At 68.0% G+C, this 19,945-nt stretch carries 19 protein-coding genes and 1 pseudogene; 16 read left to right on the top strand and 4 right to left on the bottom strand.

Translation table 11 applies throughout. The features are described 5' to 3' along the window. The first annotated feature begins 11 nt into the window (after positions 1-11). The 3 genes from AC5P8D_RS18410 to AC5P8D_RS18400 all read left to right on the top strand — a co-directional run bounded on the left by AC5P8D_RS18410 (position 12) and on the right by AC5P8D_RS18400 (position 2,509). The gene (locus tag AC5P8D_RS18410) at positions 12-974 is read left to right on the top strand and encodes a LysR substrate-binding domain-containing protein (RefSeq protein ID WP_010481807.1); all 963 of its coding nucleotides are present in this window, start codon (positions 12-14) and stop codon (positions 972-974) included. 123 nt (positions 975-1,097) lie between these two features. After that, entirely contained in the window at positions 1,098-1,502 is a 405-nt protein-coding gene (rnk, locus tag AC5P8D_RS18405; RefSeq protein ID WP_005408156.1) for a nucleoside diphosphate kinase regulator, read from the top strand. 50 nt (positions 1,503-1,552) lie between these two features. Next, positions 1,553-2,509: a transaldolase gene (locus AC5P8D_RS18400; protein ID WP_049480221.1), complete on the top strand. Its 957-nt coding sequence runs from the start codon at positions 1,553-1,555 to the stop codon at positions 2,507-2,509. Between the two features lie 529 nt (positions 2,510-3,038). Here AC5P8D_RS18400 and msrA read toward each other — a convergent pair. Further along, the gene (msrA, locus tag AC5P8D_RS18395; protein ID WP_043398134.1) at positions 3,039-3,704 is read right to left on the bottom strand and encodes a peptide-methionine (S)-S-oxide reductase MsrA; all 666 of its coding nucleotides are present in this window, start codon (positions 3,702-3,704) and stop codon (positions 3,039-3,041) included. Positions 3,705-3,734: 30 nt separating this feature from the next. Beyond that, complete coding sequence (locus AC5P8D_RS18390; RefSeq protein ID WP_010481810.1) at positions 3,735-3,998, bottom strand: putative signal transducing protein; 264 nt, start codon at positions 3,996-3,998, stop codon at positions 3,735-3,737. A 154-nt stretch (positions 3,999-4,152) separates the two neighbouring features. Here AC5P8D_RS18390 and AC5P8D_RS18385 point away from each other — a divergent pair, with 154 nt between their 5' ends. The 6 genes from AC5P8D_RS18385 to AC5P8D_RS18360 all read left to right on the top strand — a co-directional run bounded on the left by AC5P8D_RS18385 (position 4,153) and on the right by AC5P8D_RS18360 (position 9,525). After that, entirely contained in the window at positions 4,153-5,901 is a 1,749-nt protein-coding gene (locus AC5P8D_RS18385) for a glutamine--tRNA ligase/YqeY domain fusion protein (protein WP_495203561.1), read from the top strand. Positions 5,902-5,944: 43 nt separating this feature from the next. After that, entirely contained in the window at positions 5,945-6,598 is a 654-nt protein-coding gene (locus AC5P8D_RS18380; RefSeq protein WP_010481813.1) for a membrane protein, read from the top strand. A 50-nt stretch (positions 6,599-6,648) separates the two neighbouring features. Further along, positions 6,649-7,371 (top strand): DUF6348 family protein, encoded by a 723-nt coding sequence (locus AC5P8D_RS18375; RefSeq protein WP_159359819.1) that lies wholly within the window; start codon positions 6,649-6,651, stop codon positions 7,369-7,371. Between the two features lie 97 nt (positions 7,372-7,468). Further along, on the top strand, positions 7,469-8,029 hold the full coding sequence (locus AC5P8D_RS18370; RefSeq protein ID WP_004154307.1) for a nucleoside deaminase: 561 nt from the start codon (positions 7,469-7,471) through the stop codon (positions 8,027-8,029). Continuing rightward, on the top strand, positions 8,013-9,080 hold the full coding sequence (rlmM, locus tag AC5P8D_RS18365; protein ID WP_010481817.1) for a 23S rRNA (cytidine(2498)-2'-O)-methyltransferase RlmM: 1,068 nt from the start codon (positions 8,013-8,015) through the stop codon (positions 9,078-9,080). The genes AC5P8D_RS18370 and rlmM overlap by 17 nt, the downstream gene beginning before the upstream one ends. A gap of 49 nt (positions 9,081-9,129) precedes the next feature. Next, positions 9,130-9,525 (top strand): EF-hand domain-containing protein, encoded by a 396-nt coding sequence (locus AC5P8D_RS18360; protein ID WP_010481819.1) that lies wholly within the window; start codon positions 9,130-9,132, stop codon positions 9,523-9,525. Between the two features lie 107 nt (positions 9,526-9,632). Here AC5P8D_RS18360 and AC5P8D_RS18355 read toward each other — a convergent pair whose 3' ends face one another. Next, a complete protein-coding gene (locus AC5P8D_RS18355; protein WP_043398105.1) occupies positions 9,633-10,814 on the bottom strand; it encodes a UbiH/UbiF family hydroxylase in 1,182 nt (393 codons plus the stop codon). Continuing rightward, the gene (gene ubiH, locus AC5P8D_RS18350) at positions 10,811-12,019 is read right to left on the bottom strand and encodes a 2-octaprenyl-6-methoxyphenyl hydroxylase (RefSeq protein ID WP_043398102.1); all 1,209 of its coding nucleotides are present in this window, start codon (positions 12,017-12,019) and stop codon (positions 10,811-10,813) included. Before ubiH ends, AC5P8D_RS18355 begins: the two co-directional genes overlap by 4 nt. A gap of 106 nt (positions 12,020-12,125) precedes the next feature. Between ubiH and AC5P8D_RS18345 the strand changes: the two genes are divergently transcribed. The 7 genes and pseudogenes from AC5P8D_RS18345 to rsmA all read left to right on the top strand — a co-directional run bounded on the left by AC5P8D_RS18345 (position 12,126) and on the right by rsmA (position 19,939). After that, on the top strand, positions 12,126-12,710 hold the full coding sequence (locus tag AC5P8D_RS18345) for a hypothetical protein (protein WP_019338105.1): 585 nt from the start codon (positions 12,126-12,128) through the stop codon (positions 12,708-12,710). A gap of 8 nt (positions 12,711-12,718) precedes the next feature. Next, positions 12,719-13,273: a cob(I)yrinic acid a,c-diamide adenosyltransferase gene (locus AC5P8D_RS18340; protein WP_049411657.1), complete on the top strand. Its 555-nt coding sequence runs from the start codon at positions 12,719-12,721 to the stop codon at positions 13,271-13,273. A 9-nt stretch (positions 13,274-13,282) separates the two neighbouring features. Then, entirely contained in the window at positions 13,283-14,221 is a 939-nt protein-coding gene (locus AC5P8D_RS18335) for a histone deacetylase family protein (RefSeq protein WP_010481827.1), read from the top strand. 89 nt (positions 14,222-14,310) lie between these two features. Continuing rightward, the gene (gene lptD, locus AC5P8D_RS18330) at positions 14,311-16,812 is read left to right on the top strand and encodes an LPS-assembly protein LptD (RefSeq protein ID WP_100050048.1); all 2,502 of its coding nucleotides are present in this window, start codon (positions 14,311-14,313) and stop codon (positions 16,810-16,812) included. Further along, positions 16,809-18,140 (top strand): annotated as a pseudogene (locus AC5P8D_RS18325) (peptidylprolyl isomerase); the annotation flags it as partial. The gene lptD and the pseudogene AC5P8D_RS18325, both read left to right, overlap by 4 nt. Before the next feature lie 18 nt (positions 18,141-18,158). Continuing rightward, on the top strand, positions 18,159-19,139 hold the full coding sequence (pdxA, locus tag AC5P8D_RS18320) for a 4-hydroxythreonine-4-phosphate dehydrogenase PdxA (RefSeq protein WP_043398088.1): 981 nt from the start codon (positions 18,159-18,161) through the stop codon (positions 19,137-19,139). Beyond that, the gene (gene rsmA, locus AC5P8D_RS18315; protein ID WP_043398085.1) at positions 19,136-19,939 is read left to right on the top strand and encodes a 16S rRNA (adenine(1518)-N(6)/adenine(1519)-N(6))-dimethyltransferase RsmA; all 804 of its coding nucleotides are present in this window, start codon (positions 19,136-19,138) and stop codon (positions 19,937-19,939) included. Before pdxA ends, rsmA begins: the two co-directional genes overlap by 4 nt. Positions 19,940-19,945: the final 6 nt, after the last annotated feature.

Here is a 19,945-nt window from a genome sequence, read left to right as displayed (position 1 = left end):
GGGGTGTAAGGATGAACCTACGTGATCTGAAGTACCTGGTAGCCCTGGCCGACCACAAGCATTTCGGCCGGGCTGCCGCCTCCTGCTTCGTCAGCCAGCCCACGCTGTCCACGCAGATCCGCAAGCTGGAAGAAGAGCTGGGCCTGCCGCTGGTGGAACGCGCACCGCGCAAGGTGATGCTGACCCCGGCCGGCCAGGAGGCTGCCGCGCGGGCGCGGGTGATCGTGTCCGAAGTGGAACAGCTGAAGGAAGCGGCGCGACGCAGCCGCGACCCGGAAGCCGGTACGGTGCGCCTGGGGATCTTCCCGACCCTGGGCCCGTACCTGCTGCCGCATGTGATCCCGCGCATCCGCGATCGCTTCCCGGAGCTGGAACTGCTGCTGGTCGAGGAAAAGAGCGATGTGCTGCTCGACCGCCTGCGCGAAGGCAAACTCGATGCTGCGCTGCTGGCCCTGCCGGTGATCGACGACCAGCTGCACGCCGAATTCCTGTTCGAGGAGCCGTTCCTGCTGGCTGTTTCCGGGCGCCACCCGCTGGCCCGTCGCGAACACCTGGACGTGCAGGAACTGGCCACGCAGAAGCTGCTGCTGCTGGAAGACGGGCATTGCCTGCGCGACCAGGCACTGGAAGTCTGCCGCCTGTTCGGTGCCAACGAGAAGTCCGAGTTCCGCGCCACCAGCCTGGAGACGCTGCGGCAGATGGTTGCCGCCGACGTCGGCATCACTCTGCTGCCGAGCCTGTCGGTGCAACCGCCGGTCCCGCGCTCGAACAACATCCGCCTGCTCGATTTCACCGGCGAAGGCCGTCCCAGCCGCCGCATCGCCATGATCTGGCGCCGCAGCTCGGCCATGAACGACTTCCTGATGGAGCTGGCCGACCAGTTCAAGCGCCTGCCGCAGGCGCTGTTCACCCTGGAGGCGGTCAACACCGCCGGCGACACTGCCGCCCTGCCCGGCCCCGCGCTGAACGGCTGAGCCCCCGCAGTACCGGCCTGGAATCGGCAGGAGTCGATTCCGGCCGCATTTGTCCCCACAATACAGACAGGCGGCGCCAGCAGGTGCCGCCTTTTGCATGGCTTTCAACCAAGGAGCTTCACCATGAGTACCGCCAGCGGCCTGCCGCCGTCGATCACCGTTTCCACCTTCGACATGGACCGCCTGGACGCCATGCTCGAATCCCCTGCGCTGAGCCAGACGCCTGCCGCGCTCGCGCTTGCTGAAGAACTCAACCGTGCCACCGTGCTGGCACCGGACCAGATTCCCGAAGGCATCGTCATGATGCATTCGCGCGTGGAGTGCGAAGATGAAGTCTCGGGCGAGAAGCACGTCCTGACCCTGGTCTTCCCCCGCGAAGCCAACGTCGATGAAGGCAAGGTGTCCGTGCTGGCCCCGGTCGGCAGTGCCCTGCTCGGCCTTTCGATCGGCCAGAGCATCGACTGGAATGCGCCCGGCGGCCGCAAGCTGCGCCTGCGCGTGACCGCGGTCCACAACGACCGCCCCTGATTACCGCTGCGCACCGCGCGCGATTCGATCCCCCTGCACCAGGAGCCGTAATGAGTACCCCGTCCAAACTGTCCCAGCTGCGCGAACTGTCCGTGGTCGTTGCCGATACCGGTGACTACGACGCCATCAAGCGCCTGCAGCCGGTGGACTGCACCACCAACCCGACCCTGGTGAAGAAGGCGCTGGACCTGCCGGTCTACGCCGAGCTGATCGAACGCGAACTGGCCTGGGGCCGCCAGCAGAGTGGCGATCGCGAAGCCGTGGTGCATGCCGTGGCCGACCGCCTGACCATCGGCGTCGGCGCGCTGCTGAGCACGCTGGTGCCGGGCCGCGTGTCCACCGAAGTGGATGCCGACCAGGCTTACGACACCGCCGCCACCGTGGCCAAGGCCCGCCAGTTCATCCAGATGTACGCTGATGCAGGCGTGCCGCGCGAGAAGATCCTGATCAAGATCGCCGCGACCTGGGAAGGCGTGGAAGCCGCGCGCATCCTGCAGGCCGAGGGTATCGACTGCAACCTGACCCTGATCTTCAACCCGACCCAGGCGCTGGCCTGCAGCGAAGCCGGCGCGTTCCTGATCTCGCCGTTCGTCGGCCGCATCCTCGATTGGTACGTGGCCAACGGCCAGACCCCGGCCAGCATCGACGAAGACCCGGGCGTGAAGTTCGTGCGTGGCGTGTATGCCGAATTCAAGCGTCGCGGTTCGTCGACGGTGGTGATGGGTGCCTCGTTCCGTTCGACCGCGCAGATCGAAGCGCTGGCCGGCTGCGACCGCCTGACGATTTCGCCGGACCTGCTGGAGAAGCTGGACGCCGACCACGGCGCGCTGCCGCGCAAGCTGGTGGCCGGTGCCGCCGACGGCGTGGCGGTGACCCCGATCGATGCAGCGAAGTTCGCGGCGGATCTGGCGGCCGATCCGATGGCCACCGAGAAGCTGGCGACCGGTATCGAGGCGTTTGCCAAGGATCTGGAAGCGCTGCGTCAGCGGATCCGCGAGGCACTGTGAGGGTTCCGGCCAACGGCTGAGCCCCTCGTGGCGGGTCGCGCAAGGCAGATCGTGGGATTGGCAGGGCGGGTGGGCCATGCAGGGGACGCTGCAAGTACGTCCATGTAAGCTCGGTCGCCGCATCCATGCGGCTCACGCCCCTGCACGACCCACCCGCCCTGCCTTCGACAGTTTCCTGCGGCGGTCCGCCACGGAAGAAAGAAAAGAAGAGCAAAAGCGGGTCGCGCGCTACGCGTGCTCACAAACAAAAAGGACGCGGCGAAGGCCGCGTCCTTTTTGTTTTCCATCAGTTCGTCAGTAACCCAATGCTGTTGCCCACCGTCACCGGGAAACTGTCGAAGGCGGGACGGGTGCAGATGGCGGGACCGTCCACGGCATGGATGCCGTGGCCGAGCCCCCAGGGATGGGTTCACGGCGTGTCCCGCCATCTGTACCCCTCCCGCCAAACCCACAGCAACCCAGAGCCGCTTTGGCTTTGGCTTTGGCCGTTGCTTTCAGCTTCTGCCCGCCGCAGGCGGACCACCGCGCGTCAGCGCGGCACCTCCACATCCAACCCGATCGGGCAGCTCACGCCGGTGCCGCCGATACCGCAGTAACCGTTCGGGTTCTTCGCCAGGTACTGCTGGTGGTAATCCTCGGCGTAGTAATACTCAGGCGCCGGATACACGATCTCCGTGGTGATCGGGCCGTAACCGGCGGCGTCCAGCTGCGCCTGGTAGGCCTCGCGGCTGGCCAGCGCTGCCTTGTACTGCGCCTCGTCGGTGGCGTGGATCGCCGAGCGGTACTGGGTGCCGGTGTCGTTGCCCTGGCGCATGCCCTGGGTCGGGTCGTGGCTCTCCCAGAACAGCTGAAGCAGCCGCTCCAGGCTCACCACCGCCGGGTCGAACACCACCTGCACCACTTCGGTGTGGCCGGTCAGGCCCGAGCAGACCTCTTCATAGGTCGGGTTCGGGGTAATGCCGCCGGCATAGCCGACCGAGGTGCTGTACACGCCCGGTTCGGTCCAGAACTTGCGCTCGGCGCCCCAGAAGCAGCCCAGCGCGAAACGGATCTGCTGCAGGCCGGCGAAACGGTCCTTCAGCGGATGGCTGTTCACGAAGTGCTGGTTGCTGTGCAGCGGCAGCGGTTGGTCACGCCCCGGCAGTGCTTCTTCCGGGCGCGGCAGGCGCTGCTTGAAGGCGCCGATGCCGAGGATGCCCTCGCCAATTCCCAACATGATGCGCTCCTACGCCGGAAGTCCGGCTATGTCGTCTGCATCTGAAATGGGGGCGTCCGGCGCGTGGCCCAAGTCCAGCGCCGCCACGATGTCCTCGGCCTGCGGCCGCGCCGCGTCGGGGATGCCCACCCGCAGCACGCCGAACAGCGGCAGCTCACCCATGCCACCCAGCAGCGACTCGCCGAACACGAAGGCCGGGATGCCGGCATCTTCCAGCGCGTGCTTGACCAGGTGGGCGTCGAACAGGTTGTCGGCCTTGTACACGATGTGCATGCGGCGGCTCCGTGGGACAGGGTTCCAGCATACGCCCGGGGGCTGAATGGTGGTGGTGACGGCGCATGACCATTCCCACGGCCAGCCCTACCGGGCAGCCCTGCCCCGTACGCGCTAGACTGTTGGTCTTTCTGCCTTTCTTTTTCGCCGACTCATGTCCGAGCACACCCCCGCCAGCCCCGAGACCCCCGCCGACAGCCACGAAAAGCGCGATTTCATCCGCCAGATCGTGCGCGAGGACCTGGCCAGCGGAAAGCACCAGGCGATCAAGACCCGCTTCCCGCCGGAGCCGAACGGCTACCTGCACATCGGCCACGCCAAGTCGATCTGCCTGAACTTCGGCATCGCCGGTGAGTTCAGCGGCGTCTGCAACCTGCGCTTCGACGACACCAACCCGGCCAAGGAAGATCCGGAATACGTGGCCGCGATCCAGGACGACGTGCGCTGGCTGGGCTTCAGCTGGAACGAACTGCGCCACGCCTCGGACTACTTCCAGACCTATTACCTGGCCGCCGAGAAGCTGATCGAACAGGGCAAGGCCTATGTCTGCGACCTGTCGGCCGAGGAAGTGCGCGCCTACCGCGGCACCCTGACCGAACCGGGCCGTCCGTCGCCGTGGCGCGACCGCAGCGTCGAGGAGAACCTCGACCTGTTCCGCCGCATGCGTGCCGGTGAATTCCCGGATGGCGCGCGTACCCTGCGCGCCAAGATCGACATGGCCAGCGGCAACATCAACCTGCGCGATCCGGCGCTGTACCGCATCAAGCACGTCGAGCACCAGAACACCGGCAACGCGTGGCCGATCTACCCGATGTACGACTTCGCTCACGCACTGGGTGATTCGATCGAGGGCATCACCCACTCGCTGTGCACGCTGGAGTTCGAAGACCACCGCCCGCTGTACGACTGGTGCGTGGACAACGTCGATTTCGCCCATGACGATGCGCTGACCCAGCCGCTGGTCGACGCCGGCCTGCCGCGCGAAGCGGCCAAGCCGCGCCAGATCGAGTTCTCGCGCCTGAACATCAACTACACGGTGATGAGCAAGCGCAAGCTGATGGCGCTGGTCACCGAGCAGCTGGTGGACGGCTGGGAAGACCCGCGCATGCCGACCCTGCAGGGCCTGCGTCGTCGTGGCTATACCCCGGCCGCGATGCGCCTGTTCGCCGAGCGCGTGGGCATCAGCAAGCAGAATTCGCTGATCGACTTCAGCGTGCTGGAAGGCGCGCTGCGCGAAGACCTGGACAGCGCAGCACCGCGCCGCATGGCGGTGGTCGATCCGGTCAAGCTGGTGCTGACCAACCTGCCGGAAGGCCACGAAGAACAGCTGACCTTCAGCAACCACCCGAAGGACGAGAGCTTCGGCAACCGCCAGGTGCCGTTCGCACGTGAAGTGTGGATCGACCGTGAGGACTTCGCCGAAGTGCCGCCGAAGGGCTGGAAGCGCCTGGTCCCGGGTGGCGAAGTGCGCCTGCGCGGTGCCGGTATCATCCGCTGCGATGAAGTGATCAAGGATGCCGACGGCACCATCACCGAGCTGCGCGGCTGGCTGGATCCGGAATCGCGTCCGGGCATGGAAGGCGCCAACCGCAAGGTCAAGGGCACCATCCACTGGGTCAGCGCCGTGCACGGCGTACCGGCCGAGATCCGCCTGTACGACCGCCTGTTCTCGGTGCCGAACCCGGACGACGAATCGGAAGGCAAGACCTACCGCGATTACCTCAACCCGGAATCGCGCCGCACCGTCACCGGCTATGTCGAGCCGGCCGCGGCCAGCGCCGCGCCGGAGCAGTCGTTCCAGTTCGAGCGTACCGGCTACTTCGTCGCCGACCGCCGCGACCACACCGAGGCCAAGCCGGTGTTCAACCGCAGCGTGACCCTGCGCGACACCTGGTCGGCCTGAGGACCTGCGCGGGCGCCGGGAAGGCGCCCGCACGAACCCGACGATGATCACCGCCCTGTCCGCCCTGCTCTGGTTCATCTCGCAGCATCCGCTGCTGACGTTCTTTTCGGCGATGGTGCTGGCCGGGCTGGTCTCGTGGTGGCGGCGCTTTCCGGGCTACGCCATCGTGGTGTTCCCGCTGGCGATGCTCAACATCTTCCTCGGCCACTTTCTCAACGCCGCCTTCCTCAACGTGGTGGGCGAGCGCGGTGAAGCGGTGATCGTGAAGTCCGAGCGGACCAGCTCGACGATGAACGAGCAGTACATCTGGCGCTACGAAGCGGTACTGCGCACTGCCGAAGGCCGCGATGTGGAAGTGGTGTTCCACACCAACACCGCCTCACTGTGGCCGCTGGAGAATGCCATCCGCATCCCGGCGCCCGACCAGCCATTCGTGGTGAAGTACACGCCGGGTTTCCCGCGCAACTTCGTCATCCTCACCAACGAATCCCCGCACGGCATCGCCCAGGCCCGTGCCACTGCGCGCGAGCGCGTGGAGGTGGCGGCACGCAAGCTGCACTTCAGCCCGGGCAATGCCGGTTTCCGCGCGGACTATCGCCGCGAGCTGGAAACCTGGCTGCGCGACCACGGCAACGATCCGCAGCAGCAGCCCGACGCGCTGCGATATCGCGCCGAACTCGACGCGCTCGACCGCTAGATCCCCAGGCCCTGCCTGGATGTTTCACCCCATCCACCCACAGGCCTGACATGACCACGACCTCCGCCGCCCTCCTCCCGCTGCTGCAGCAGGTCCTGCAGGACGCCGGCATCGCCAGTCGCGTCGACGGCGGCGCGCTGCTGCTGGACAGCGGCCTGCGCCTGACCCCGCATGCAATGGCCGCACACGCGCGCGACAACGGTGGCTGGCAGACCTCCACCGTCATCGAAAGCCAGCATCCGCAGTTGTTCGCCGATGGCCTGTTCGAGTACCAGCACGCAAATGGTGCCGATGAGCAGGCATCGCTGTTGTCCGGCTTCCAGGCCTGGGCCCGAGTGGACCTGGTGACCCTGCAGACCGCGATCGGCGCCCAAGACGCACAGGGCCTGCCGATGATGGGCCTGACCTATCCGGCCGGTGACAATGGCGAGGAACACCAGCGCACCGTGGTGCTGGGGCCGTTGGCGCACTACCGTGCACAGGAAGTGGATGCCTCCACCTGCAGCGAAGACGATCATGGTTCCTGCCCCTGCTGCCTGTTCACCCGCAGCATGGACGCCTTCGACGAGCTGCTGAAAGCCCGCCAGTTCCTGGCCATCCGCCTGTTCGCCTCGCGCGATGCCGATGGCCTGTGCGAGGCCGATTGCCGGGTCAATGGCCACGACTTTGCCGCCGCCCTGCCCCTGCTGCGCGCCTACGCGGCCAGCTGGCCGCAGGCCGGGCTGGAATTCCGCAAGCAGTACGTGGTGATCCGCACCGGCTCGCCGGGCTGACCCGCCGCCACATCCGATACAGGCCGGTGCAGCTACACTGCGCGCCGGTTTCCCAAGCAACCGCACTTTCTTCCATCCCACACGAGGCCCCCCCGCGATGCTGTACGCGCAAGTCCACCTGACCCTTCCCGCCTGGATCCACGACCAGATCGACCTGGATCGTCGATATCCGGGCGATGAGGCCAAGGTCGCGCTGGCGATCGAGCTGTCGCGGCTGAACGTCGAACACGCCAGTGGCGGCCCGTTCGGTGCCGTGGTGTTCGGCCCGGATGACAAGGTCATCGCCGCCGGCGTGAACCGGGTGATGCCGCATGCGACCTCGCTGGCGCATGCCGAGAACATGGCCTACATGCTGGCCCAGCAGCGCCTGCAGACCCCGCGCCTGAACGCGGTGCTGTCGCCTGTCACCCTGGCCACCAGCTCGCAGCCGTGCTGCCAGTGCTACGGCGCCACCGTATGGGCCGGCATCGACCGCCTGCTGATCGGCGCCAACTCGGCCGACGTCGAGGAACTGACCCCGTTCGACGAAGGCCCGCTGCCGGCCGACTGGGTGGGCGAACTCAACAAGCGCGGCATCGAAGTCGTGCAGGGCTTGAACCGCGACGCTGCGCGCAGCGTGCTGCGTGCCTATGGGGAAAGCGATGGCGCCCGTTACTGAAACCGGCATCGGCCTGCTGTGCCTGTGCCGGCAGGGCTTCGAGCCCGAGCTGGCCGGCGAGCTGCAGTTCCGCGCCGGTGAAGCCGGTTTCGCCGGCTACGCGCGCACCCAGCGCAATGACGGCTACGTGCTGTTCATGTGCGACGAGGCGGCTGCGCTGGCACCGCGCCTGCGCTGGCGCGAGCTGATCTTCGCGCGGCAGAAGCTGGTGGTGCTGGCCGAGCTGCCGCAGTTGGACGCGAACGATCGCATCACCCCGATGCTGGAGGTGCTGGCCGATGCGCCGCGCTTCGGTGACCTGTGGGTGGAGCACCCCGATTCGGACGCCGGCAAGCCGCTGTCCGGGTTGGCCCGTGCCTTCGGCAATGCACTGCGCCCGGCGCTGCGCAAGGCCGGCAAGCTGACCGACAAGCCCAATACGCGCCTGCCGCGCCTGCACGTGGTGTTCGTCGACGGTACCCACGCCTTCGTCTGCGTGGCCGACCCGGCCGACAGCGCGCCGTGGGCACTGGGCATCCCGCGCCTGAAGCTGCTGCCCGAAGCGCCTTCGCGTTCGGCGCTGAAGCTGGACGAAGCGCTGCTGACCCTGCTGACGCCGGAAGAGCGCGAAGCGCTGGCCAAGCCCGGCATGCGCGCAGCCGACCTGGGCGCCGCACCGGGCGGCTGGACCTGGGTGCTGACCCGCCAGCACATGCACGTACTGAGCATCGACAACGGTCCGCTGCGCCAGCACGTGCTGGACACCGGCCTGGTCGAGCACCTGCGCGCCGATGGCTTCCATTGGCATCCGGAGCAGCCGCTGGACTGGATGGTCTGCGACATGGTCGAGCAGCCGCGGCGCGTGGCCGAGCGCATGGCCACCTGGTTCCGCGAAGGCTGGTGCCGGCACGCGATCTTCAATCTGAAGCTGCCGATGAAGAAGCGCTGGGACGAAACCCGCTTGTGCCTGGACCTGTTCCAGGACCAGGCCGGCAAGCCGCTGGTGGTGCGCGCCAAGCAGCTGTATCACGATCGGGAAGAAATCACGGTGCTGGCCTCGCCGCTGCGCTGAACCCATTGCATCCGCCGGGCATGGCCCGGCGCTATCGGGGAACGGAACCATGCGCTACCACTCGCTCACCCTGCTGATCACTTTGCTGGCAGCCGCACCGGCCATGGCCCAGCACCTGCCGCACACCCCGGCGCAGAGCCAGCCGCTGGGCCCCACCGGCGGCGCGATCCGCCAGCAACCGCTGGATGCTGGCCGGGTCAGCGGCAGCGTCGAGATTGCACGACCAGCCGGCGAGGCACAGGTGACCGTGCGTTCGCTGGAACCGAGCAGCGTGGTCGGCCAGTACCGCATCCACTTCGCCGCGCTGGATGTGAACGGCGATGGTTTCATCAGCCGCGAGGAAGCACAGGCCAACCCGGCGCTGGCCGATGAGTTCAATGCATTGGACGTGAAGCGTCGCGGCAAGCTGGATCGTGCAGACCTGGCCGGTTGGCTGGTCGACTGAAAAAAGGGACGGAGGGGATCAAGTCGTTTGTGGCACAAACGACTTGATCCCCTCCGTCCCCTTTTTTGTTCACTGATGCCGGAAGCGTCGTGCGGCATGTATTCCGCTTACACCCCAGCGGCGCGCTTCCAGAACGCCTGCACCAGCGGCGGCCATTTGCCGACACAGCCCAGCGCACGACCGCGGGCCAGGGTCAGGTGCATTTCGTCATTGGAGAACAGGCGGTTGATCGCATCGAAGCTGTAGGCGGCGATGTGGTTGTCGCTGCGCCGTTCGCGCGCCCAGCGCTGCAGGCGCTGCGGCGACAGCCGCGGCTGGCCCCGACGCTCGGCGGACGGCGCCAGCCACTGCTGCAGGGCGGCGACATCGCGCAGCCCCAGGTTCACGCCCTGCCCGGCCAGCGGATGCACCACATGTGCGGCATCGCCCAGCGCCAGCACGCGGCCGGCCACATAGTGACGGGCCAGCTGGCGGCGCAGCGGGAACGCCGCACGCGGCGAGGCCAGACGCAGTTCGCCCAGGCGTGCAGCGAAGGCGCGGGTCAGTTCGCGGTTGAAGCTGTCCTCGTCCAACGCCAGCACGCGAGCCGCTTCATCCTCGGGCAGGGTCCAGACGATGGAGCTGCGGCGCTCGGCCACCGGCAGCAGCGCCAGTGGACCGCTCGGCAGGAAACGCTGCCAGGCCGTGGCCTGGTTGGGAAGATCGCTGTCCACGTAGGCCACCACGCCACGCTGGTGGTAGTCATGCTTTTCAACCTCGATCCCGGCCAGCTGGCGCAGGGTCGATTCGGCACCGTCGGCGGCCACCGCCAACGCCGCTTCCAGGCGGCGACCGTCATCCAGGCGCAGGCGCACGCCATCCTCGTCCTGCTCCAGTGCTTCCACCCGTGCCGGGCAGTGCAGCTGCACGCCCGCCGCCGGCAGCGCCGCCCACAGGCGGTCCTGCAGCAGGCCGTTCTCGACGATGTAGCCCAGTTCGCGCCGGCCGAAACGATCAGCGTCGAACAGCAGATCCTCGCCACCGGCCGCGTCCCACACCTGCATGCGCCGGTAGGGCCAGGCGCGGGCCTGCGCGATCGCCGGCCACACGCCCAGGCGGTTCAACAGCTGCACGTTGTCGGCGGCAAAGGCGAACACGCGCAGGTCAGGCTGTGCGGCCTGCCACGGCGCGGGTTCACGGCCTTCCACCAGCGCAACCGACAGGCCGGCATCGGCCAGCGCCAGCGCACACGCGGCACCGACCACGCCACCACCGACGATGGCCACATCAAGACGCGTGCGCCGGCTCATGCGGCTTCTCCACGGCACAGGCGCGGCACGTCGCCACGGAAGCCCATCGCGCCACCGACCAGCATCGACTGCACAGAGGCGCGTTGCGCGGCCACCAGGCCGAGGCTGCGCAGCGGCCGCATCAGCGGCGCCGGGTTGCTGGTCAGGCGTGCCAGCCCGCCGGAGAACGCCACCGTCTGCCGGCGGTCTTCCTCGCGGCGCGCGACGTAGGCCTGCAGCAGTGCATCACTGCCGGCATCCTCATGCGCATCCTCCAGCAGCTCGGCCAGGGTCAGCGCATCGCGCAGGCCCAGGTTGAAGCCCTGTGCACCCAGCGGATGAATGGTCTGCGCGGCATTGCCCAGCAGTACCGTGCGTTCACTGGCCAGCGCGCGCGCCAGTACCTGGATGAGCGGATAAGCACTGCGTGGACCGGATTCGAGCAGGCGGCCGGCACGCCAGCCGATCGCGTTCTGCAGGCGTTGCAGCCACGCCGCATCGTCCAGCGCCATCACCGCATCGGCGTGGTCGCGCGCTACGCCATGCACAGTGCCGAAGTGACGATCGCCACGCGGCAGCAGGGCAGTCGGGCCGGTATCGGTGAACCGCTCCCAGGCCGTGCCGTCCGGCGCGCGCTGGCTGCGCACGCGGGCCACGAACAGGGTCTGCTGGAAATCATGGCGGTCGACCTCGATGCCCAGCGCGCCACGCACGCCGCTGGTGGTGCCATCGGCCCCCACCACCAGACGTGCCAGCAGCACGCGTTCACCCGCCTCGTCAGCCACCCGCACCTGGCGGTAGCCGTCCACCACCTCGCCCAGTCCCAGGAACCGCATCGGCCGGTAACGGCGCAGGCGCGGCAGCTCCTGAAGCCGCGCTTCCAGCGCCTGGCCGAAATCGCGCGCGACCACCACCTGGCCGAACCACGGCCGGTCGTAATCGGCCGCTTCGAGCTGCACACGGCCGAAATCGCCGGCACGACTGACATGGATGCGCCGGATCGGGCCCGGTGCCATCGCCAGCTTCTGCATCACCCCCAGCGCGGTCAGCGCATTGACGGTGGCAGCGGCGAAACTGAGATTGCGCTGGTCGAACACCGCAGGCAGCTCGCCGGCCGGGCTGGCCTCGAGCAGGCCCACGTCGCGGCCCAGGCGGTCCAGGGCAATGGCCAGGCTGGCACCGACCAGGCCACCACCGACGATCAGCACGTCATGTCGTTCACTCATGTGTTCATGATACGCGCTCGTCCCGACTGTACGCCGAACGGGCGGCACCTGCGCCAACCTGCGCGGCGGGCTAGAATGAAACCTGAATCCGCTCCGGGCCCCCGCCATGTCCGATACCGCCAACCGCGCCTTCGTCCTGTCCGTACTCGTACTGCTGCTGGCGGCGACCCGGGTCAACCACTTCGCGGCCATTCCGGATGCCTCCTGGGCCGTGTTCTTCATCGGTGGCTTCTACCTGGCCCGCTGGACGCGCTGGGCGTTCCCGCTGCTGATGGTGTTCGCCGTGCTGGTCGACTGGATCGTGATCCGCAGCAGCGGACTGGATTTCTGGCAGCACTACTGCGTGTCGCCGGGCTACTGGCTGCTGCTGCCGGCCTACTTCTCTTTGTGGGCCGGCGGCATGCTGCTGGGCCGCAACTACCAGAGCGCGCGCTGGCCGGTACTGGCCAAGGGCGCACTGCTGCTGGTCGCCTCGGTGGCGGTCTGCCACCTGCTGGCACAGGGCGGCTTCTACTGGTCCAGCCGCAACGTGGCCGAGCCGACCCTGGCCGGCTGGGCGCAGAACTACGCGCAGTGGTTCGGGCCCTACCTGCGCACCACGGCGATCTATGTAGCGCTGGCCGCCGCCCTGCAGCTGGCCGTGGAGCAGGTGTTGAAGCTCCAGCAGGCCCGCCGCGACATCCGCCACTGAGCCGCGCCATGGGTCATCGCCTCTCGCGCATCTACACCCGCACCGGCGACGACGGCAGTACCGGCCTTGGCGACGGCCAGCGCGTGGCCAAGGATGACGCCCGCGTGGCGTCCTTCGGCACCGTCGACGAGGCCAACGCCGCGCTCGGCCTGCTGCTGGCTGCTCCCCTGCCCGAGGATGTGCGCGCGCTGGTGGTGCATCTGCAGCACCAGCTGTTCGACCTGGGCGCCGAACTGTGCATCCCCGGCCACGCTGCGATCCATGCCGCCGACGTTTCGGCGCTGGAACAGCAGCTGGACCATTACAACGCCGACCTGCCGATGCTGAAGGAATTCATCCTGCCAGCCGGCGGCGAAGCCGCCGCGCGCTGCCATCTGGCCCGCACCATCGTCCGCCGCGCCGAGCGCGAAACGGTCACCCTGGCCCGCCACGAAGCCGTGCGCAGCGAGGCGCTGCAGTACCTCAACCGGCTGTCGGACCTGCTGTTCGTGCTGGCCCGGGTGCTGGCCCGCGCCGATGGCGAGGGCGAAGCGCTGTGGCAACCGCAGCAGCGCCAGCGCTGAGTCGGCACGATGCTGGTCTATACCCACCCGTCCTGCCTGCTGCATGACCCCGGTCCCGGCCATCCCGAATGCCCGCAACGCCTGCAGCATGTGCTGGACGCGCTGCACGCGGCCTTCCCCGGCCAGCTGGACTGGCGCGAAGCGCCGCCGGCCAAGTTCGGCGAACTGACCCGGGTCCACGACAGCGCCCTGCTCGACTTCGTGCTGCAGCCGCAGACCGCGCCGTTGCGCCAGCTGGACATGGACACCTGGACCTCGCCCGGCTCGGCCAGCGCCGCCGTGCACGCCGCCGGTGCCGGTGTGGCCGCAGTCGATGCGGTGATGCTGGGCGAGGACCCGCTGGCCTTCTGCGCGGTGCGCCCGCCGGGCCACCACGCCACCAGCAGCACGGCGATGGGCTTCTGCCTGTTGAACAACATCGCCATCGCCGCCGCCTATGCCCGCGACCGCCATGGCCTGGAGCGGATCGCGGTGGTCGATTTCGACGTGCACCACGGCAATGGCACCCAGGACATCTTCCAGCACGATGCCCGGGTCTCGTACTACAGCACCCACCAGGCTGGGCTGTTTCCCAATTCCGGCCTGCGCCGCGACCGCGGTGCCGGCAACCTGATGAACATCCTGCTGCCGCCGGGCAGCGGCGGCTTCCGCTTCCGCAACGTCTGGGCCGACGAGATGCTGCCGGCCATCGACGACTTCCGCCCGCAGCTGCTGCTGATCTCGGCCGGCTTCGACGCCCACCTGCGTGATCCGCAGGCGGACCTGATGCTGGAGACCGACGATTTCGCCTGGATCACCCGTGAACTGCACGCGCTGGCACGCCGTCACGCGGCCGGCCGGGTGGTCTCGATGCTGGAGGGAGGCTACGACCTGCAGGCCCTGGCCGAGTGCAGCGTGGCCCATGTCCAGGCCCTGATCACCCCCTCTGCGGGTGCCTCCGCCGGATGAACCCGAACCGGCAGGCTCCGGCGCCCTTCATTGCCCCTATGCAAGGGATGGGGCAAGCTACCGTCCGTTTTCGCCCGAATCCGAACCGCGTGCGCCGAGCCCTCCGCCTGCTTCCCCTGCCTCTGAGCATCGCCATCAGCCTGCCGGCGATGGCCGATGATAAGCCGCTCAACTGGGGCCTGTGCCCGGCCACCGACGTCATTCCCGCGTTCACAGACGCCCCCACCCCGGTCCCGGCCCAGGACAAGGCTGCCGCCGCGGCCGCCCGCGAGAACCAGCCGACCGACATCGAAGGCGACCAGCTGCTGGGCACCACCACCGTGCCGCAGTACGAGGGCAACGTGGCGCTGCGCCGCGGTGACCAATTCGTCGGTACCGACAAGCTCAGCTTCGACACCGAGACCGGCAACTACATCGCCGACGGCAATGTCCGCTACCAGGACGGGTCGATCCGGATGGTCGCCAAGCGCGCCGAAGGCAACCAGGAAAGCGACACCCACAAGATCTCCGACATCAAGTACCAGCTGGTGTCGCGCCGGGGCAACGGCGATGCCGAGTCGGTCGACCTGCAGGGCGCGGTCGGCCAGATGCACCGCTCCACCTACACCACCTGCGACCCGTCGCAGCCGGTATGGAAGCTGTCGGCGCCGCAGATCGAAGTGGACAACGACGAAGGCTTCGGCACGGCCCGCAACGCGGTGCTGCGCATCGGCAAGGTGCCGGTGCTGTGGGCGCCCTACTTCAAGTTCCCGATCGATGACCGCCGCAAGACCGGCCTGCTGTTCCCGCAGCTGGGCATGTCCGGCCGCAACGGTTTCGACTACGCGCAGCCGATCTACTTCAATCTGGCGCCGAACTACGATGACACCCTGACCCCGCGCTACATGAGCCGGCGCGGCCTGCTGCTCGACAACGAGTTCCGCTACCTCTACAACGGCGGCCGTGGCGAGGTGCTGACCAGCTACATGCCCAGCGACAAGCTGCGCGACCGCGACCGCGGCCGGGTGATGTTCGACGGCTACCACAACGTGAACAGCCACTGGCAGGCCCGCGCCAACCTGGCCTGGGTGAGCGACGAGCGCTATGTCGAGGACTTCGCCAACCGCCTGGTGGGCGTGACCGCCTCCAACCTGCAGAGCACCATCGGCCTGTACGGCACCGGCCAGAACTGGACGGCCGGCATCATGGCCGACCGCTGGCAGCTGACCGACTACACCCTCGACGAGCGCGCCCTGCCCTACAACCGCGAGCCACGCCTGTTCTTGAACTGGAACAAGCCGGTGCTGCCGTGGCTGGAAACCGGCATCTACACCGAAGCGGTGCGCTTCACCCACGACGACGTCAACTTCAAGTACGGACCGGACCGGGGCACGGATCTGCAGTACACGCGGAACGGCATCCAGCAGACATCCGGTATTGGCATCAGCGGTGGCTCGCGCCTGGACGTGAAGCCGTACGTGTCGTTCCCGATCAGTGGCGCGGCCTGGTACATCACCCCGACCCTGGCCTACCGCTATACGGCCTACCAGCTGGACCGCGGCCTGGTCGACGGCGTCAACGGCATCCAGGCCCAGATCCTGCGCTCGCAGGGCATCGACCCGGCCACGGCCACCCCGGAACAGCTGCGCGGCAATACCTCGCCCAGCCGCAGCCTGCCGATCGGCAGCCTTGATGCCGGCCTGTTCTTCGATCGCGAGACGTCGATCGGTGGCAAGTCATTCCTGCAGACCCTGGAGCCGCGCCTGTTCTACCTGCGCACGCCCTATCGCAACCAGGACGAGCTGCCGATCTTCGACACCCGTGACTTCACCTTCAGCTGGGGCCAGCTGTTCCGCGACTCGCGCTATACCGGCGCCGACCGCCAGAACGATGCCAACCAGCTGACCCTGGCACTGGGCACCCGCTTCATCGACCAGACCACCGGCAAGGAACGCTTCTCGGCCGCGATCGGCCAGATCCAGTACTTCGACGAATCGCGGGTCAGCACCACGCCGGGCGGCGCACCGGTGGAGAAGGGCAAGTCGGCCTGGATCGCCGACGGCAACTACATGATCAACGACCGCTGGACCCTGGGCGCCACCTACCAGTGGGACCCGAAGTACAAGCGCGAGGATCTGGCCAGCGTCCGCGCCCGCTATCTGATGCCCAACGATGGCGTGATCAACCTCAGCTACCGCTACCGCATCAACGCCGGCGCCCCGGCGACCGCCAACAAGCATGACCGGACCCTGCTGGAGCAGGCCGACCTGTCGTTCCTGTACCCGCTGAATGCGCGCTGGAGCCTGGTGGGCCGGTATTACTACTCGCTGCAGGACAAGGAACCGCTGGAGATCATCGCCGGCGTGCAGTGGGACAGCTGCTGCCTGGCGGTCCGTGCGGTGGCCCGCCGCTACGTGCGCAACCGCGAAGGCGACATGAACAACTCCTTCCAGCTGGAGTTCGTGCTCAAGGGCCTCAGCTCCATCGGCCAGGACACGGACCGTACGCTGCGCCGTGCTATCCTCGGCTACAACCGCGACGACCTCTATCTCGTGCCGCCCAGCAACACCGGGGCGACCCGGGATGACTACGATCCGAATCAGATCCCATGACCAAGCGCTTCCCCGTTCTTCTCGCCTCCCTGCTGGCGGTGTCCAGCGTGTCCGCCCCCCTGCAGGTGCTCGCGCAGGAGGCGCAGCCGTTGGACCGCATCGCCGCCGTCGTCGACGAGGACGTGATCCTGCAGAGCGAGCTCCAGCGTGCGATCGCCAACATCAAGGCGCAGTACGCCGGCCGTGAAAACCAGCTGCCGCCGGAAGACGTGCTCAGCCGCCAGGTGCTCGAGCGCCTGGTGCTGGTCAAGCTGCAGGTGGCCCGCGCCCAGGGCAGCGGCATCCGCGTCAGCGACCAGGAGCTGAACCAGGCGATGAATGCCATCGCCCAGCAGAACGGCTCGGACCTGGATGCACTGCGCCAGCGCCTGGCCCACGACGGCATCGATTTCAACGATTTCCGTGCTTCGGTGCGCGATGAAATCACCGTGCAGCGCCTGCGCCAGAGCTTCGCGCAGAGCCGCATCAGCGTCAGCGAGGGTGAAGTGGACGCCGCGCTGAAGCAGCAGGCCACGGTGGGCAACCAGTACCACCTGGCGCACATCCTGATCGCCCTGCCCGACGGCTCCAACGCCGACCAGATCGCCACCGGCCAGAAGAAGGCCGAGGGCGTGAAGGCCCTGCTGGACAAGGGTGAGCTGGACTTCAACGCGGCCGCCGTGCGTTATTCGGACAGCCCGAACGCGCTGGAAGGCGGCGATCTGGGCTGGCGCAGCCTGGATGAAATCCCGCAGGCCTTTGCCCAGCTGATGGAAAAGATGAAACCCGGCGAAGTGGTCGGCCCGATCCGCGGCCCCAGCGGCTTCCAGCTGCTGAAGCTGGTGGAAGTGCGTGATGCCAGCGCCGCCAGCGGTGGCGCGCACACGGTCACCGAATACCACGGCCGCCACATCCTGGTGCGCGTGGACGATCACCAGACCGACGCTGCCGCCAAGGCCAAGATCGATACCCTGCGCGCCCGCATCGCCGGCGGCGCGGATTTCGAGACCGTGGCCAAGGAATCCTCCGAGGACAACAACAGCAAGGGCCAGGGCGGCGATCTGGGCTGGTTCCCGGTCGACGCGTTCGGTCCGGCGTTCGGCCAGCAGGTAGCCGGCATCCAGGACGGCGGCGTCAGCCAGCCGTTCCGCACCGATGCCGGTTGGCACATCGTGCAGCGCGTGGCTACCCGCCAGACCGACGTAACCAACGACAACCAGCGCGCCCAGGTCCGCGAGACCATCGGCCGCCGCAAGCTGGAAGACGAGTACAACCGCTTCCTGCAGGAACTACGTGGCGAAGCCTACGTCAGCTTCCGCAGCGGCGACCGCGCGGAAAACACCGCCACGCCGCCGCAGTCCTGACCGATGCGTCCCGAGCTCGCTCTGGTACCGGGCGAGCCCGCCGGGATCGGCCCGGAGCTGTGTGTCCGCCTCGTCCAGCAGCCGCGTGAAGATTGCCGGCTGCTGGCCTTCGCCGACCCGGATACCCTGCGCGCGGCCGCCGCCGCGCTGAACCTGCCGCTGCAGCTGCTGCCCGAGGACGCCGAAGCACGCGTCCCCGGTGATCTGCGTGTGCGCGTTGTGGCCAATACCGTGCCCAGCCACTTCGGCCAGGCCAACCCGGCCAATGCCGGTGCCGTCATCGCTGCCCTGCTCGGTGCTGGCCAGGCCTGCCTGTCCGGCGAACTGCACGGCGTGGTCACCGGCCCGGTGCACAAGGCGGTCATCAACGAAGGCGGCATCGCCTACAGTGGGACCACCGAACTGCTGGCCGACCAGGCCGGGGTGAAGGTGGTGATGATGCTGGCCAACCACATCGTCCGCGTGGCCCTGGCCACTACCCACCTGCCACTGCGCGAGGTGGCCGACGCGATCACCGCGCCCCGCCTGGAACACACCCTGCGCACCGTGCATGCCGCCCTGCGCCGCGAGTTCGGCCTGCCTGCGCCGCGCATCGCCGTGCTCGGCCTGAATCCGCACGCCGGCGAAGACGGCCATCTGGGTCGTGAGGAGCTGGACCTGATCATTCCGCTGCTGCAGCGCCTGCGCGCCGAGGGCATGGACCTGATCGGGCCGCTGCCGGCCGATACCGCCTTCCTGCCGGCCAAGCTGGCGGGCTTCGACACCGTGCTGGCGATGTACCACGACCAGGGCCTGCCGGTGCTGAAGTATTCGGGCTTCGAGCAGGCGGTGAACCTGACCCTGGGCCTGCCCTACCCGCGCGTGGCGGTGGACCATGGCACGGCACTGGATCTGGCCGGGCGCGGCATTGCCGATCCTTCCAGCCTGCAGGCGGCCACGACGTTGTGTGCGCAGCTTGCGCGGCAACGTACACTGAGCGCATGAATTCCCCGCATTCCCCCTCCGGCCCGGTGTTCACCGCCCCGGCCAAGAAGCAGCTTGGCCAGCATTTCCTGGCCGACCGCCACTACATCGACAAGATCGTGATGGCGGTCAACCCGAAAGACGGTGACCGCCTGGTCGAGATCGGTCCCGGCCAGGGCGCGATCACCCTGCCGCTGCTGCGCGTGCATCCGAAACTGACGGTGATCGAGTTCGACCGCGACCTGATCGCGCCGCTGACCGCCGCCGCCGAGCCGCTGGGCGAGCTGACCATCGTCCACCGCGACGTGCTGCGCGTGGACTTCACCGAACTGGCTGCCGGCCAGCCGATCCGCCTGGTCGGCAACCTGCCCTACAACATCTCCTCGCCGATCCTGTTCCATGCACTGGAACATGCCGCGATGATCCGCGACATGCACTTCATGCTGCAGAAGGAAGTGGTCGACCGCATGGCCGCCGGCCCCGGCAGCAAGGTGTACGGCCGGCTCAGCGTGATGCTGCAGGCCTACTGCCAGGTGACCTCGCTGTTCGTGGTGCCGCCGGGCGCGTTCCGGCCGCCGCCGAAGGTCGATTCGGCCGTGGTGCGGCTGGTGCCGCGTGACCCGGCCACGATCAACATCAACGACCACAAGCGTTTCGCCGAGGTGGTCAAGGCCGCCTTCGGGCAGCGCCGCAAGACCCTGCGCAACGCCCTGAACAACGTGGTGTCCGCCGAACAGTTCGTTGCCGCCGGCGTGCGTCCCGATGCCCGCGCCGAACAGCTGGACGTGGCCGAATTCATCGCCTTGGCCAATGCCTCCTGATTACAC

The sequence above is a fragment of the Stenotrophomonas sp. YJH_SMC_101-4 genome (assembly GCF_059370395.1).
The sequence above is the reverse complement of the archived record's forward strand: the minus strand, read 5'-3'. Positions and strand labels throughout refer to the sequence as shown.

What these genes read in the sequence shown, in the direction of transcription:
- AC5P8D_RS18410 (WP_010481807.1), top strand. Translation starts at nt 12, where the DNA reads ATGAACCTACGTGATCTGAAGTACCTGGTAGCCCTGGCCGACCACAAG.
- rnk (WP_005408156.1), top strand. Translation starts at nt 1,098, where the DNA reads ATGAGTACCGCCAGCGGCCTGCCGCCGTCGATCACCGTTTCCACCTTC.
- AC5P8D_RS18400 (WP_049480221.1), top strand. Translation starts at nt 1,553, where the DNA reads ATGAGTACCCCGTCCAAACTGTCCCAGCTGCGCGAACTGTCCGTGGTC.
- AC5P8D_RS18390 (WP_010481810.1), bottom strand. Translation starts at nt 3,998, where the DNA reads ATGCACATCGTGTACAAGGCCGACAACCTGTTCGACGCCCACCTGGTC.
- AC5P8D_RS18385 (WP_495203561.1), top strand. Translation starts at nt 4,153, where the DNA reads ATGTCCGAGCACACCCCCGCCAGCCCCGAGACCCCCGCCGACAGCCAC.
- AC5P8D_RS18380 (WP_010481813.1), top strand. Translation starts at nt 5,945, where the DNA reads ATGATCACCGCCCTGTCCGCCCTGCTCTGGTTCATCTCGCAGCATCCG.
- AC5P8D_RS18375 (WP_159359819.1), top strand. Translation starts at nt 6,649, where the DNA reads ATGACCACGACCTCCGCCGCCCTCCTCCCGCTGCTGCAGCAGGTCCTG.
- AC5P8D_RS18370 (WP_004154307.1), top strand. Translation starts at nt 7,469, where the DNA reads ATGCTGTACGCGCAAGTCCACCTGACCCTTCCCGCCTGGATCCACGAC.
- rlmM (WP_010481817.1), top strand. Translation starts at nt 8,013, where the DNA reads ATGGCGCCCGTTACTGAAACCGGCATCGGCCTGCTGTGCCTGTGCCGG.
- AC5P8D_RS18360 (WP_010481819.1), top strand. Translation starts at nt 9,130, where the DNA reads ATGCGCTACCACTCGCTCACCCTGCTGATCACTTTGCTGGCAGCCGCA.
- AC5P8D_RS18355 (WP_043398105.1), bottom strand. Translation starts at nt 10,814, where the DNA reads ATGAGCCGGCGCACGCGTCTTGATGTGGCCATCGTCGGTGGTGGCGTG.
- ubiH (WP_043398102.1), bottom strand. Translation starts at nt 12,019, where the DNA reads ATGAGTGAACGACATGACGTGCTGATCGTCGGTGGTGGCCTGGTCGGT.
- AC5P8D_RS18345 (WP_019338105.1), top strand. Translation starts at nt 12,126, where the DNA reads ATGTCCGATACCGCCAACCGCGCCTTCGTCCTGTCCGTACTCGTACTG.
- AC5P8D_RS18340 (WP_049411657.1), top strand. Translation starts at nt 12,719, where the DNA reads ATGGGTCATCGCCTCTCGCGCATCTACACCCGCACCGGCGACGACGGC.
- AC5P8D_RS18335 (WP_010481827.1), top strand. Translation starts at nt 13,283, where the DNA reads ATGCTGGTCTATACCCACCCGTCCTGCCTGCTGCATGACCCCGGTCCC.
- pdxA (WP_043398088.1), top strand. Translation starts at nt 18,159, where the DNA reads ATGCGTCCCGAGCTCGCTCTGGTACCGGGCGAGCCCGCCGGGATCGGC.
- rsmA (WP_043398085.1), top strand. Translation starts at nt 19,136, where the DNA reads ATGAATTCCCCGCATTCCCCCTCCGGCCCGGTGTTCACCGCCCCGGCC.